This is a genomic window from Fictibacillus arsenicus (genome assembly GCF_001999465.1).
Taxonomy (GTDB): domain Bacteria; phylum Bacillota; class Bacilli; order Bacillales; family Fictibacillaceae; genus Fictibacillus; species Fictibacillus arsenicus.
The window spans coordinates 1,231,291-1,245,738 of record NZ_MQMF01000001.1 but is presented as its reverse complement, the minus strand read 5'-3'; the positions used below and the strand labels follow the sequence as shown (position 1 = coordinate 1,245,738).

Below are 14,448 nucleotides of genomic sequence, written 5' to 3'. Positions count from 1 at the left end.
ATCTAAAAGAGTGGAGGTATATTTGTTGAAGTACTTACTGATATCCAGCATCCTGAGTCTCATCATATTAGTCGCTTCTCAATACACCCGCAGGCATATGCATCCATTCGAAATGATGACCAACTGGCTCTTTTCTTCCGCTTTGTTATTCATATTGTCTAATATAATAGAACTAAATCAAAAATGGATCGAAGTCGAAAATACTAAAACTGTCTTTTGGTCTTTAACATTTTATCGGTTATTTATTATTCCAGGATTAACTTTATGGCTCTTATTTGTTTATTCTTCAAAAACAATCAGGCCAATCTATAAACAAATGTGCACGATTCTTTGGTTTTTGGTTTTGATAAAAATACAGTTCTTCCATGAATTTTTGGGTCTTATTCAATTTAAACAATGGAATGTTTACTTTTCGTTTTTGGAGTGGTTTTCTTTTTGGCTGTTAACGGTTGGGGTTTGGGGATCCTTCCGATTACTTTTGAAAAAAGAGGAGGTCTTTTAAGTGAGGCTTCCTGAGCATTTCGACAGCAATGAATGGTTTATCCTAGTCATTTGCCTTTTTTTAATCGTATTGACTGCTGTTTTAAAGCGAAGAATGTACTATTCTCAGATTACGGTTATATTTACGCTGAATTTCTTTTTAGGTGCGAGTCTAGATTATATTTTGGCAGGTCCGCCACATGATTTTTACGATATTATGGATGTTCCAGAGTTTGAAGTGTTTGATCTTATTATTTATTTGTTTATATATCCTTTCTCAGGTTATTTATTATTATATTTGTTGGATTTATGGAAGCTGAAAAGATTTCTGGTTATTTTTTATGTGTTCTTTTCATCGTTCATGACAACCGGGCTTGAATGGCTGGCCAACAAGTTTAATGTTTATGAACATAATGAGTGGACGTACTACCATTCCTTTATTGCTTATTTTTTGATCTATTGTGTGAATGCTTGTGCATTCTATTGGATAAAAAAAGCTAGAAGAACTATTTCAGAACAAATGCTTGAGGAATAAGTTGAATAAGGTTGCTTTGTCAGGCTTGAGATCCTATGTATCTCAGCCTTTTTTATGTTTCATTAAATAATAGCTTGATTTTTAGTAAAAGATAAAACGGATATCTACCAGGAACGTTTAGAAGAAGCTGCTTGTAAAAAACAAAGGAAAGGGGAGGACATCATGAGTTGGTTTAAGAAAGAATCCAAAAAAGAGGATCATTCACTTTTCAAAGTCATTCAGCATTTCAAAAAGTCTGGTGATTTTATTGATTTTCATAATCCCCAATCTCCAGTACCCTATTGGATTTCTTACTTTGGTTCACTTATTGATGTAGAGATTTTACATCGGGATATTCTGCCATTCTTAAATAAATCGTCCATAAAAAAACTGGATGAGCTTAAGGCTGCTTTGCCTATTGAAAATGTAACGGTTACGAGCGATCTGGAGGTTATTCAAAAAATGATGTTGACGGGTTCTCTGCTGATCCGATTCACAGAGAAAGACAGTCATGGAGTACTCGTTAAAGCAGAGATGAATAAAGCACGTGAAGTAACCATTCCGGAAGAAGAATTCAGTGTTGTGGGTCCAAAGGAATCCTTTGTAGAATCTTTGACAACGAATTTAAATTTGGTCAGAAAACGGCTCCCTATACCACAATTAGAGATTAGAGAATTTTTGATAGGAACACTTTCACAGACGAGAGTGGCTGTCATATATATAGCCGGAATAGCCAATGAGGAAAACATCAACACCGCTCTGCAGAGAGTGGGGGATATACAGTTCCATCAGATCTTGGACAGTTCTTATATTGCTCAATTGATATCAGACAATGACAATTCTCCGTTTCCTCAGCTGATCGACACAGAACGGCCGGATCGTGCAGTCGGTGTTCTAGCAGAAGGAAGTATCATCATATTAGTAGATGGCTCGCCGCACGCGCTAATTGGTCCTACTACCCTTGTGAAATTCTTTTCCGCTTTGGAAGATTATTTTCTTAATTGGCAGTTAGCATCCGTATTAAGGATTATCCGTTTATTTGCCGTATCGTTTTCTATTTTAGTTTCACCTGTATATGTCGCCGTACTTAATTATCACTATGAATTGATACCAAAAGATTTGATGGCTACTCTCGTATCTTCTAGAAGTTTAATCCCCTTGCCTCCTTTTTTAGAGGCACTCGTTTTGGAACTGGCGATTGAACTTTTAAGAGAAGCAGGTGCAAGGCTTCCGACAAAAGTAGGACAAACAATCGGTATCGTAGGCGGGATTGTTATTGGAACAGCCTCTGTTGAAGCGGGTTTAACAAGTAACATACTGCTGATCATTGTAGCATTAGCGGCACTTGCCTCATTTACGACGCCTGTATACAAGATGAGTAACGCCATTCGGCTAATTCGTTTTCCATTTCTTATCTTCGCTGAATTATGGGGATTGGTCGGCATAGCGATTGCTTTTACCTTTTTAATGGGACACCTGCTTCGTCTGACGTCTTTTGGCAGACCTTATTTAGAGCCCATTTACCCTCCGCGTTTTGAAGATTTAAAGGACGCATTTTTGCGCCTTCCTTTTAAAATGCAGCCTAAAAGACCGATTGAACTTCAATCACCGGACACGATCAAGTTTTCAGGAAAAGCAGCGAAACAGAAAAAGGATATTGATGAATAAATTTCTGATGGAGATGTTATTTTATGAAAGTATCGGTTAAAGAACAATTCCTTATATCCCCTTATCTAGCTTTTTTCGTTGTGCACAGTATGCAGATTGGTGTCGGCGTGTTGGGTTTCCAGCGATATGTAGCCATCTATACGGAGCAGGATTCATGGATCACGGTATTGGTAGGAGGAGCTGCGGTTCATCTCGTTATTTGGATGATGTATAAGATGCTGAATAAAGAGCAAGGAGACATCCTCTCTATCCATGAAACCACATTTGGAAAATGGATCGGCGGGATTTTCACCTTCTTTTTCATGATTTATTTAATGGCAATGGGCATAACCGTACTTCGGACTTTTATAGAAGTGCTCCAAGTGTGGATGTTCCCGTTGATGAAAACATGGACGTTCACCCTCGTTTATTTAATCGCCGTCTATTATATCATCGCAGGAGGATTCCGCTCTGTAGTTGGTGTTTGTTTTTTAGGTGTGGTCGTACCCTTCTATCTGATCTTTACATTTTTAGCACCACTGGAATTTGCGAACTTACGTAATTTACTGCCTGTTTTTGATCATTCCATAAAAGAGATCGCCTTATCCTTTAAAACGATGACTTTAAGTTATTTAGGATTTGAACTTCTTCTTGTGTATTATCCTTTTTTTAAAAAGCCTGAAACCTCGCAAAAATGGTTTCATTACGGGCATCTTTTTACTGTCTTTTTATATTTATATCTGATGTTGATCACACTTGTTTACTATACTCCCGATCATTTGAAACGAACGATATGGGCAACATTAGCAATGTGGAAAATCATAAGATTCCCTTTTGTTGAACGGTTTGAATATATCGGTATCGCCTCCTGGGCCGTTGTTATACTTCCTAATGTTTGTTTGGCCTTTTGGGCTGCAAGCCGGATGGCAAAGCGTTTGTTTAACGTTACACAAAAGAAGGCGCTGATAGTGGTATTAGTGATTACGGTAATCGTAAATCCATTGTTTAAAGAGCGTACTGAAATCGACCTATTAAACAGTATTGTATCCCAGGTTGGTCTTTATTTTATCTATGGATATATACCATTGTTGTTCTTCCTTCATTACCTCATGAGTAAAGTGAGGAAAAAAGTATGAAAAAGATTATTATAGCAGTCATTGTCATGGCCATCGTAGGATATTCCGGAAGGGTTGATAAAGAGATTCTGGATGAATTGGACGTTGCTACTGCAGTTGGGTTTGACTATAAAGGCAAGAACAAAATCGAAACTACTGCAGTCGTGCCTGTTATCAATCCTGATAAATCTATATCGAACAAGACGTTATCGTCCATAGATAATTTGAGCAAGGAATCCTTAGTTAATCTTAACCGAAAATCGCCGAAGCCCGTTGTGAACGGAAAGATAGAAGTGGCTCTCTATAGTAAAAAGCTTGCCGAGGTGGGTTTACAGGATTATATAGATTATATTCATCGAGATCCTAGTATCGGTACACGACTACTTTTAGCAGTTGTGGACGGGAATGTAAAAAAGTTGCTAGGAGAATCTTTTAAGGAATACGACACAGGAACATATATTCAAAGACAAATAAACAATAACATAAAGAATGGATTAATCCCTAAAAATAATTTTCATTTGTTTTTATCTTCTTATTACACAAGAGGAATGGATCCGGTGTTACCCATAATTGAGCTTAAAGATAAAAAGATCAATGTTAAAGGACTTGCATTATTTAAGGGAACTCAGATGGTTGGTTCGCTGCCTTATCGATATATGTTTGTTTTTAAAGCACTACATGAAACTATAAAAAATGCAGGATATAAATTAAGAACAAAGGAGAAAGGAAAGACGGAATATATTTCAATCCAGGGCCTTCAAACAAAAAAGAAGTTTCATGTTAGGAACATGCACACCACTCCCGAAATTACGCTTCACTTAAAAATTAAAGGTTATATCAGGGAATATACAGGAGAAAAAGTAACAGCGAAGACGGCAGTTAAAGCCGAAAAACTTATGAAAGATAAAGTACACAAAGAAGCTGTATCCATGATTAAAGATTTTCAAAGATCCAATATTGATCCCCTGTCATTTGGCGACCAAGTAAGAAGCAGGACAAGAAACTGGGATGGAAAGAAATGGGAGCAGCAATACAAAAATATGAAAGTGAATGTAAAAGTGGATGTGATGATTTTGGAGATCGGTGTTGTGGATGGGCTTTAGTTGATAAGGACAAAGGCCAGGATCCTGCCGTAACGAGAAGCAGGGTCTTTATTCATCTGATTCTTGATTTCAAGCGGACCGTAATTTTAGAAAGATAAAAAACATAAAATCATAAATTAGCCATTCATCAGAAGGTTGCTATTAGGATCAGTAAGAATGGTGAGAATAGTAAAGAACAGTTGTGTAACTCAGAAAGAAAGTGAGGTGAAAACAACATATGAATGTAATCATTGGAGGAATTGCGTTAATCTTAGGATGGAAGTGGGGGGACTGGAGAAATTGGGAGAAGTATTACCCCACAATCTTGTTTATGATTGTAGGTAATTTTCTATATAATATTCTTACATACAACTATCCTATGTGGCTTTATAAAGAACATTTGCTTCCAAATCACACATTAATTGAGATGGTACATTCTTTTGTTGTTTTCCCTGTGGTCGTTTTAATCTTTCTTCCGCGCTTTCCGGAAAAGAATGTACCTCAAAAAATAGGATACGTTCTACGCTGGGTGATTATTTTTGTTTTTGTAGAGTGGCTGATGGCAAAATTTAATTTTTTCTCTTATCACAATGGATGGAGTATTTGGTGGTCCGCTTTATTTAATGTGGGAATGTTCACCTTATTAAGGATTCATTTCAAGATTCCGTTGCTTGCCTGGGGTATCTCAATGTTCGTTGTTCTATTTTTAATGATATTCTTTAAAGTTCCTATTGATAAAATGAGATAATAGTCATCTCCTATTCATATTGGATACTGTTAAAAGAGGATAAATTTGAAAAAAGCGAGATTACCACTGGCATAACCTAATAGGATTTGTTTATAATGAAGAGTATGATTCTTCTAGAGATTGAGCACAATGTGTTGATATAAATGAGTGTGGAGAAGGAAAGGAAGTGCCGATGTGGCTATGTTGAACACGTATACGAAAGAACAAGTCGTTGAAATGTCTATGGTCGAAATCGCATTTGAAATTTTGCAGAATGAGAAGCAGCCTGTTCAATTCTACGATTTAGTTAAACAGATCGCTGAAATTAAAGGGTTGTCTAAAACTGCAGTTGAAAACCGAATTGCGTATTTTTACACAGATATGAATATTGATGGACGCTTCGTTTCATTGGGCGATAATAAATGGGGATTAAAAACGTGGTACCCAGTTGAGAGCTCTGAGGAAGAACTAGGTGCTACTAACAAACCGACAAAACGTAAAAAAGCATCTGAGGATGACTATGACTTCGAAGAGGACTTCGATGATGAAGATTTCGATGAGTTAGAAGTAGAAGATGAGTTCGTTGAAGAAGACGACGACCTTGCAGATGATGACGACGATGACGACGATGATGAAGATGAAGAATTAGAATTCGACGAAGATGATGAAGACTTCGAAGATGAAGATGAAGAAGACGAAGACCAGGGTGAAGAGGAAGAGGAAGATCTTTAAATCTTAAGAACCGGTGCCTGAGAGGGTGCTGGTTTTTTTCTTTTTTATAAAGGGGCAGTACAGGCCTGTCATATATATGACTAAATGTGGATTGAGGAGCAAAACTCGTGGATTAAAGGTAGAAACTTTTGGATTCACCGTCAAAATTCGTGGCTATTTGGGCTGAGTTTCTGGATTGGCGAGTCTGGCACAGCAATTAGAATCATTTTTTCTTAAAAAATGATTCCTTCTTAGCATCTTGACATGAGCTGTGGAGTCGGGTAATATTCTTTTTGGGCTATTCCTGTATCTTTTTTTATAAAAGACTAATTATATATGAACTCAAAGCAAAAGTGCCCCCTAACCATAGGGGAAGTGTCTTTTGCTTTTTATTTTTTACACGGATTGGACGGTGCTTGTACAAAAAAACAAGCCACTCCCGATAGTAGAAAAACGTTTTAAAGCACATACTTATTTTAGAAAATTTAGGGGGATTGAATCATGGCAAAATATATTTTTGTTACAGGCGGGGTTGTTTCTTCATTAGGAAAAGGGATTACGGCGGCTTCATTGGGCCGATTATTAAAAAATCGCGGAGTGAAAGTTACGACTCAAAAGTTCGATCCGTACATTAACGTGGACCCAGGAACGATGAGTCCTTATCAGCATGGTGAAGTTTTCGTAACAGACGATGGCGCTGAAACAGATTTGGACTTAGGTCACTATGAGCGTTTTATCGACATCAACCTAAACAAATACAGCTCTGTTACAACAGGGAAAATCTATTCTACGGTTCTTCGCAAAGAGCGCCGCGGTGAGTATCTTGGCGGAACAGTTCAGGTTATTCCGCACATCACAAATGAGATTAAAGAACGTGTTTTCCGTGCGGGCCGTGAAACGAACGCAGATGTAGTTATTACGGAAATCGGCGGAACAGTTGGAGACATCGAGAGCTTGCCGTTCCTAGAAGCAATTCGCCAGATTAAAAGTGATGTCGGTTCTGAAAATGTCATGTACATCCACTGTACGCTTATTCCATATATCCGTGCAGCGGGCGAGCTGAAAACAAAGCCGACACAGCACAGTGTAAAAGAGCTTCGCAGTCTTGGTATTCAGCCGAATATTATCGTGGTTCGTACGGAAATGCCAGTTCCACAAGAAATGAAAGATAAAATCGGATTGTTCTGTGACATCGACCCTAAAGCAGTAATTGAGGCAAGAGACGCTGATACTTTATACCAGGTGCCGATTGATCTTCAAGAACAAAAGATGGACGAGCTTGTTTGTAAGCATCTTAAGCTTGAAACGCACGAACCGGATATGGCTGAGTGGAAAGAGCTGATCAACCGAGTAACGAATCTTAAAGGAAAAGTGAAGATCGCATTAGTCGGAAAATATGTAGCACTTCAAGATGCTTATATTTCTGTTGTTGAAGCGATGCGCCATGCTGGTTACCATTTCGACACAGATATCGACATCGACTGGATCAATTCTGAGATGGTTACCGCTGAGAATGTAAACGACCTTTTAAAGGATGCTGACGGTATTTTAGTACCTGGCGGATTCGGCGACAGAGGGGTAGAAGGAAAGATTTTAGCTACTCAATTTGCGCGTGAAAACAAAGTTCCTTTCTTGGGAATCTGCTTAGGCATGCAGCTTGCGTCTGTTGAATTTGCCCGCAACGTTCTAGGACTTGAAGGAGCTCATTCTGCAGAACTTATGCCTGAAACACCGTTCCCAGTAATCGATTTGCTTCCTGAACAAAAGGACATCGAAGATCTAGGAGGAACACTTCGTCTTGGACTATATCCTTGTAAAATTAAAGAGGATACTAAAGCGTTTGATGCGTATAATGACGAGGTTGTTTACGAAAGACACCGTCACCGCTACGAGTTTAACAATGAATACCGTGAGCAGATGGAGAAGGCAGGATTCATCTTCTCAGGAACATCTCCTGACGGAAGACTAGTTGAGATCATCGAGCTAGCGGATCACCCATGGTTTGTTGCGTCTCAGTTCCACCCGGAATTCACATCAAGACCAACAAGACCACAAGCACTATTCCGCGACTTTATCGGTGCGGTAACACAGTTGAAGAACTAAATAGATGAATGTTTTAAGTCGGCAGTTCCTTTTTGTTAAGGGAGCTGCCGATTTTTTATGATGATAGTGTCGATAGGTTGCTCATTTGCTGTTTTTGTTCGGTTATTTTTGGTTTTTGTAGGGTTAAGGGGAAAAAATGTACGGTCGTTGCTGATTTTGGTACGGTCGAAGCAAATTTTTGTACGGTGAAATAGTCAAGATCCATATTTTGAGGGATTATTACAGGGTAATTCGTAATAATTCCACAGATAAAATTTTTTATCGAAATTTCGACAAATATATTTCAATAAACAAAAAAAGCCTGGCACAACAGCCAGGCTTCATCTTATTCCTCATCATATTCTTCTAGAATCTCTTCGGTTGTTAAAAATATCGCGTAATAAGTGAATAATGCGGTCAATCCAGACGGAAATCCAATACGAGAGCCGTCATCTAATGGCACTAAACCACGAACAGCCTTTGTATCGATCACGATATCTGCTGCAGCTTCCAAATCAAACGCAATATCTGTCTCTTTTTTGCGTCCACCCATCAAAATAACATGACAATCAGCAGTTTCCTTCACTTTTTTACAAAATGCAACTGCTTCCTCATCATCCATAAATCGGCTTGCCACAACTATACTATCCACTGGCAGCAAACTGTCCATTCTCTCATCCTTAAACTCCGCACCGTTCCGGAATTTATTCTCACCAAACAGCGCCTCACCCACGACTGCTTCCATTTCACCGAATCCCTTGAAATAAACGGTTCCCTCAGCCAATACGGAATGGGCTAGCAAGCGGGAAGCCTCCTCGACAGACTGTTCTTCTTTATCAGAAATCGCTTTTAATAATCCAGAAACTTGAGTTGAAAATATTTTAAGCATCAAATGTACTCCTTTTGCACGAATATCAATTTATCGCAAAATAGTTCTTTCGTTTAGTATACTGAATTTAACATGACATTTCATGGATGGACAGCAGGAAATTGTTTAGATATATAGAAATAGATACTGATAAGTTGATTTGCAAATGAACTCAGATGAGGTGAGCAATAATGAGCGGAAAAATTTTAATTGTAGACGATCAATATGGCATTCGAATTCTTTTAAATGAAATCTTTCAAAAAGAAGGTTACAAGACGTATCAGGCTGCTAATGGTGTACAAGCTCTATCTATTGTGGAGAAGGACCGCCCTGATCTTGTTATTTTAGATATGAAAATTCCAGGAATGGATGGCCTGGAGATTCTTCGCCGTGTGAAGAAGCATGACGAAACGATTCAAGTTATTATCATGACTGCTTACGGTGAGCTGGACATGATTCATGAAGCCATGAAACTGGGAGCCATTACTCATTTTGCAAAACCGTTCGACATCGATGAGATCCGTGCTGCGGTCAGGAAAGAACTTCCATTAAATACTCCTTCCTAAGAAAAATCTATAAAAGCCTGACGTGTCGCCGATGGTAGCGTTTACACCCTGAAAACGTTGATGTGTTGCGGTTTCCGGGCGATATTGGTATGCTATACTAGAATGGAAATGAGCATTATGAAATGTTTAGCAAGACGCCATGAAAGGTAAACTATAATGGCTTCTTTTTGCTGTTTGTACATTTCAGCAATATACAATACAAAACGTAGTTGGTCTGCTCGTGCCAATATCCAAAGGAGGACATGTAACATGCCTTTAGTTTCAATGAAGGAAATGCTTGAAAAAGCAAAAGCGGAAAATTATGCAGTTGGTCAATTCAACTTGAACAACCTTGAGTTCACTCAAGCTATACTTAAAGCTGCACAAGAAGAGAATTCACCAGTAATTCTTGGTGTATCTGAAGGTGCTGCTCGTTATATGGGTGGATTTAAGCTAACTGTTGCTATGGTAAAAGCACTTATGGAAGAGTACAAAGTAACTGTTCCTGTAGCGATTCACTTAGACCATGGTTCAAGCTTTGAGAAGTGTGCTGAAGCTATTCATGCAGGTTTCACATCTGTTATGATCGATGGCTCTCATCATCCTTTAGAAGAAAACATTGAGTTAACGAAAAAAGTGGTTGAGCTTGCTCACATCCACGGTGTTTCTGTTGAGGCAGAACTTGGCCGTATCGGTGGACAAGAAGACGATCTAATCGTTGACGATGCTGAAGCTGCATACGCTGTTCCATCTGAATGTGATCAGCTTGTTCGTGAAACAGGAGTTGACTGTTTCGCACCTGCACTTGGTTCAGTTCACGGACCTTACAAAGGTGAGCCTAACCTTGGATTCGACCGCATGAAAGAAGTTATGGAACTTACGGGTGTACCTCTAGTTCTTCACGGTGGTACTGGTATTCCGACAAAAGATATCCAAAAAGCGATCTCTTTAGGAACTGCTAAAATCAACGTTAACACTGAAAACCAAATTGCTTCACATAAAGCTGTTAAAGAATATATCGGAGCTAACCCGGACAAGTACGATCCACGTAAATACTTGACTGCAGCTCGCGATGCGATTCAATCAACAGTAGCAGGAAAAATGCGCGAGTTCGGATCTTCCAACAAAGCGTAAATTTCTGGTCAAAATAGACTAATATGAACCTTTCTTTGAAACCGCCTATACATCATAGGCGGTTTCATTTACACTATAATAGTGTGTAACGTGGGACACGGAAAATCCGTCAATAAAGTGTACTTATATAAAAAGAAAAATGTAAGCGCACTACTAACGTGTATGAAGAAGTGTGTGTTATAAAAGAATATAAATGAACGAGAAACCTAAAAAAACAGGAGTGATTGTTTTGAAATTCTTTATTGATACAGCAAACATTGATGATATTAAGGAAGCCTATGACCTGGGCATTTTATCTGGAGTAACAACAAACCCGTCTCTAGTAGCAAAAGAAAAAGGCGTCGATTTCCATGAGCGTTTGAAGGAAATTACAAGTCTTGTACCGGGTTCTGTTAGTGCTGAGGTGATCGGAACTTCTTATGAAGAAATGGTTGAAGAAGGCCGTGAATTAGCTAAGATTGCGCCGAATATTACGGTGAAAGTGCCGATGACGCTTGATGGACTTAAAGCCGTTAAGACTTTTTCTGATGAAAATATTAAAACGAATGTAACACTTATTTTTAATGCAAACCAAGCCTTGTTAGCTGCACGTGCTGGAGCAACATATGTATCGCCATTCTTAGGCCGTTTAGATGATATTGGTCAAGATGGATTGGAGCTTATCTCACAAGTAGCGCAAATTTTTGTGATTCATGAGATTCCAACTGAGATCATTGCAGCATCGATCCGCCATCCTGTTCATGTAACAGAAGCAGCATTGCGCGGAGCTCATATTGCAACGATCCCGCCAAACGTTATTAAAGGTCTTGTAAAGCACCCATTAACAGATCAAGGTATTGAAAAATTCCTTGCTGATTGGGATGCGGCCAATAAAAAATAATTTTGTTCGTTCAACACAGAATAGTTGATTGGAGTGAAAGGTGGGAGACTCCTGTGGGACGAGTGGGACAGGTGAGACTCCTATCACCCAAAGGGTGAGGGAGGCACACCGCCCACCCCACGGAAAGCGAGCACCTGTAACGGAAATCAACCACTTTCAAAGGCGACAAAGATGCGCACAATTTTTGTACATTAAAAGAAAATTTTGGTAAATAATAAAATTAACGAAACTGGTAATATACTCACAATTACGACTGTCTTTGTGACTCTTACTGAAAGGAGTTTACCATGGAAAAACTGATGATTGAAGGGGGCTATCCTCTAGAAGGAACGGTCCAAATAAGCGGAGCGAAAAATAGTGCGGTGGCCTTGATTCCCGCTACGATACTGGCTGAATCTACCGTTACCATTGAAGGTTTGCCTAACATATCAGATGTCCGTATTCTGCGTGATTTGTTAGAGGAAATCGGGGGAGAAGCTTACCTGGACGAAAATCAGTCGCTTACGGTTAACCCTGAAAACATGATTGCGATGCCTCTTCCAAGCGGAAAGGTGAAAAAGCTTCGTGCTTCTTACTACTTGATGGGTGCGATGCTTGGACGTTTTAAAAAAGCTGTAATCGGCTTGCCAGGGGGATGCAACCTCGGTCCGCGTCCGATCGACCAGCACATTAAGGGCTTTGAAGCGCTTGGTGCAAAAGTGACGAACGAGCAAGGGGCGATCTATCTGCGCGCAGATGAGCTTGTTGGTGCACGTATCTACCTGGATGTTGTAAGTGTTGGAGCAACGATCAATATCATGCTTGCAGCAGTAAGAGCAAAAGGGCAGACGATTATTGAGAATGCAGCAAAAGAACCTGAAATTATCGATGTGGCTACGCTCTTGACGAGCATGGGTGCAAAGATCAAAGGGGCAGGTACAGACGTAATTCGTATTGATGGTGTCGAAAAAATGCATGGGTGCCGTCATTCTATTATTCCTGATCGTATCGAAGCTGGAACGTACATGATCTTAGCAGCATCAATGGGTCAGCAGGTTTTATTAGATAATGTCATTCCTCTGCATTTAGAATCATTGATTGCCAAGCTGAGAGAGATGGGCGTCTTCATTGAAACGAAAGACGATCAGGTGCTAGTTTATCGCGGAAAAGATCCGTTAAAGAGCGTCGATATCAAAACGCTTGTTTATCCGGGGTTCCCGACAGATCTTCAGCAGCCGTTCACATCGCTTTTAACAAGCTCAGAAGGAACGAGCATTGTAACAGACACGATCTACAGTGCACGTTTTAAACATATAGATGAACTTCGCCGTATGGGAGCTAATGTGAAAGTGGAAGGTCGTTCTGCTATAATTAATGGGCCAGCAAAGCTTGAAGGGGCAAAAGTTAAAGCTTCTGACCTTCGTGCAGGAGCAGCGCTTGTTGTAGCGGGTCTTATGGCTGAAGGTGTAACTGAGATTTCAGGTCTTGAGCATATTGACCGCGGCTATGAATCTTTAGTTGAAAAGTTAAAAGGACTTGGAGCTAAAGTATGGCGTGAAAATATGGACGTAGAAGAAATGGAAGAAATGAAGAACTCATAAGTGTAAAAAGAGAAATCACCCCAACCGGTGATTTTTCTTAAGGATAAATATGTAAGCGTTTTAAGTATGGGGAGGGAACCACATTATGGAGAGAAGTTTATCAATGGAGCTTGTTCGTGTAACAGAAGCGGCAGCTCTTGCATCAGCACGCTGGATGGGACGAGGCAAGAAAGACGAGGCAGATGAAGCTGCAACAACTGCCATGAGAAACGTTTTTGATACGGTTCCTATGAAAGGTACGGTAGTAATAGGCGAAGGAGAAATGGACGAAGCTCCTATGCTTTATATCGGTGAAAAGCTTGGGACAGGCTATGGCCCTCGCGTAGATGTTGCGGTGGACCCGCTTGAGGGGACAAACATCGTGGCATCTGGAACATGGAACGCACTTGCTGTTCTGGCGATCGCTGACCATGGAAACCTGCTTCACGCACCTGACATGTACATGGACAAGATTGCAGTCGGGCGTGAGAGCGTAGGGAAAGTCGACATCAACGCTCCTGTTATTGATAACTTAAAAGCAGTAGCCGAAGCGAAAAATAAAAATATTGAAGACTTAGTAGCGGTTATTCTAGACCGTCCTCGCCACCAGCAGATCATCCAGGATATTCGTGAAGCGGGTGCGAGAATTAAGCTGATCTCTGACGGTGATGTTGCCGCTGCGATTAATACAGCATTCGATGATACAGGTGTAGATATTTTATTCGGATCAGGCGGAGCACCTGAAGGCGTAATCGCGGCCGTTGCCTTAAAGTGTCTTGGCGGAGAGCTTCAAGGAAAACTTCTTCCACAGAACGACGAAGAATTAGAACGCTGCAAACGCATGGGGATCGAAGACGTGAACCGCGTATTGTACATGGACGACCTCGTAAAAGGGGACGATGCGATCTTTGCAGCTACAGGTGTAACGGATGGTGAGCTGTTAAAAGGCGTTCGTTTCGACGGATCAACGGGAACGACTCAATCTGTCGTTATGCGTGCAAAATCGGGTACAGTTCGTTTTATCGACGGCAGACACAGCCTAAAGAAAAAACCAGACCTTGTAATCAAACCATAATAGGATAAAAAGGGCCGGACATTGCGTCC

The 14,448-nt window shown here is 40.1% G+C and carries 13 protein-coding genes; 12 read left to right on the top strand and 1 reads right to left on the bottom strand.

Annotated features, from left to right (window positions below; all coding sequences use genetic code 11):
- Positions 1-502: 502 nt before the first annotated feature.
- From UN64_RS06115 to pyrG, 7 genes are all read left to right on the top strand, one after another.
- The gene (locus UN64_RS06115; RefSeq protein WP_077360680.1) at positions 503-1,015 is read left to right on the top strand and encodes a hypothetical protein; all 513 of its coding nucleotides are present in this window, start codon (positions 503-505) and stop codon (positions 1,013-1,015) included.
- A gap of 162 nt (positions 1,016-1,177) precedes the next feature.
- Positions 1,178-2,662, top strand: a complete 1,485-nt coding sequence (locus tag UN64_RS06110; protein WP_077360678.1) for a spore germination protein — start codon at positions 1,178-1,180, stop codon at positions 2,660-2,662.
- 23 nt (positions 2,663-2,685) lie between these two features.
- Positions 2,686-3,777, top strand: a complete 1,092-nt coding sequence (locus UN64_RS06105) for a GerAB/ArcD/ProY family transporter (RefSeq protein WP_077360676.1) — start codon at positions 2,686-2,688, stop codon at positions 3,775-3,777.
- Positions 3,774-4,859, top strand: coding sequence for a Ger(x)C family spore germination protein (locus UN64_RS06100; RefSeq protein WP_077360674.1), 1,086 nt, complete (start codon positions 3,774-3,776; stop codon positions 4,857-4,859). The genes UN64_RS06105 and UN64_RS06100 overlap by 4 nt, the downstream gene beginning before the upstream one ends.
- 217 nt (positions 4,860-5,076) lie before the next feature.
- Positions 5,077-5,586, top strand: coding sequence for a CBO0543 family protein (locus UN64_RS06095; RefSeq protein ID WP_077360672.1), 510 nt, complete (start codon positions 5,077-5,079; stop codon positions 5,584-5,586).
- 180 nt (positions 5,587-5,766) lie between these two features.
- Complete coding sequence (gene rpoE, locus UN64_RS06090; RefSeq protein ID WP_077361175.1) at positions 5,767-6,297, top strand: DNA-directed RNA polymerase subunit delta; 531 nt, start codon at positions 5,767-5,769, stop codon at positions 6,295-6,297.
- Positions 6,298-6,777: 480 nt separating this feature from the next.
- The gene (gene pyrG, locus UN64_RS06085; RefSeq protein ID WP_077360669.1) at positions 6,778-8,379 is read left to right on the top strand and encodes a CTP synthase; all 1,602 of its coding nucleotides are present in this window, start codon (positions 6,778-6,780) and stop codon (positions 8,377-8,379) included.
- Between the two features lie 325 nt (positions 8,380-8,704).
- Here pyrG and UN64_RS06080 read toward each other — a convergent pair whose 3' ends face one another.
- Entirely contained in the window at positions 8,705-9,247 is a 543-nt protein-coding gene (locus tag UN64_RS06080; RefSeq protein ID WP_077360667.1) for a DUF2529 family protein, read from the bottom strand.
- Between the two features lie 167 nt (positions 9,248-9,414).
- On the opposite strand from UN64_RS06080, the gene UN64_RS06075 reads away from it, so the two are divergent.
- The 5 genes from UN64_RS06075 to glpX all read left to right on the top strand — a co-directional run bounded on the left by UN64_RS06075 (position 9,415) and on the right by glpX (position 14,419).
- Positions 9,415-9,792 (top strand): response regulator, encoded by a 378-nt coding sequence (locus tag UN64_RS06075; RefSeq protein WP_171978822.1) that lies wholly within the window; start codon positions 9,415-9,417, stop codon positions 9,790-9,792.
- A gap of 249 nt (positions 9,793-10,041) precedes the next feature.
- The gene (gene fba, locus UN64_RS06070; protein ID WP_077360665.1) at positions 10,042-10,905 is read left to right on the top strand and encodes a class II fructose-1,6-bisphosphate aldolase; all 864 of its coding nucleotides are present in this window, start codon (positions 10,042-10,044) and stop codon (positions 10,903-10,905) included.
- A 229-nt stretch (positions 10,906-11,134) separates the two neighbouring features.
- Entirely contained in the window at positions 11,135-11,785 is a 651-nt protein-coding gene (gene fsa / locus UN64_RS06065; RefSeq protein ID WP_077360663.1) for a fructose-6-phosphate aldolase, read from the top strand.
- 287 nt (positions 11,786-12,072) lie between these two features.
- Positions 12,073-13,365, top strand: a complete 1,293-nt coding sequence (murA, locus tag UN64_RS06060) for a UDP-N-acetylglucosamine 1-carboxyvinyltransferase (protein ID WP_077360661.1) — start codon at positions 12,073-12,075, stop codon at positions 13,363-13,365.
- Between the two features lie 85 nt (positions 13,366-13,450).
- Positions 13,451-14,419 carry a class II fructose-bisphosphatase gene (gene glpX / locus UN64_RS06055; protein ID WP_066293980.1) on the top strand — a complete coding sequence of 323 codons (969 nt, stop codon included), beginning with the start codon at positions 13,451-13,453 and terminating at the stop codon, positions 14,417-14,419.
- Positions 14,420-14,448: the final 29 nt, after the last annotated feature.

Excerpts from the sequence above, each read along its gene's own strand:
- UN64_RS06110 (WP_077360678.1), top strand. The coding sequence starts at position 1,178 with ATGAGTTGGTTTAAGAAAGAATCCAAAAAAGAGGATCATTCACTTTTC.
- glpX (WP_066293980.1), top strand. The coding sequence starts at position 13,451 with ATGGAGAGAAGTTTATCAATGGAGCTTGTTCGTGTAACAGAAGCGGCA.
- UN64_RS06080 (WP_077360667.1), bottom strand. The coding sequence starts at position 9,247 with ATGCTTAAAATATTTTCAACTCAAGTTTCTGGATTATTAAAAGCGATT.
- pyrG (WP_077360669.1), top strand. The coding sequence starts at position 6,778 with ATGGCAAAATATATTTTTGTTACAGGCGGGGTTGTTTCTTCATTAGGA.
- rpoE (WP_077361175.1), top strand. The coding sequence starts at position 5,767 with ATGTTGAACACGTATACGAAAGAACAAGTCGTTGAAATGTCTATGGTC.
- UN64_RS06100 (WP_077360674.1), top strand. The coding sequence starts at position 3,774 with ATGAAAAAGATTATTATAGCAGTCATTGTCATGGCCATCGTAGGATAT.
- UN64_RS06095 (WP_077360672.1), top strand. The coding sequence starts at position 5,077 with ATGAATGTAATCATTGGAGGAATTGCGTTAATCTTAGGATGGAAGTGG.
- UN64_RS06105 (WP_077360676.1), top strand. The coding sequence starts at position 2,686 with ATGAAAGTATCGGTTAAAGAACAATTCCTTATATCCCCTTATCTAGCT.
- fba (WP_077360665.1), top strand. The coding sequence starts at position 10,042 with ATGCCTTTAGTTTCAATGAAGGAAATGCTTGAAAAAGCAAAAGCGGAA.
- murA (WP_077360661.1), top strand. The coding sequence starts at position 12,073 with ATGGAAAAACTGATGATTGAAGGGGGCTATCCTCTAGAAGGAACGGTC.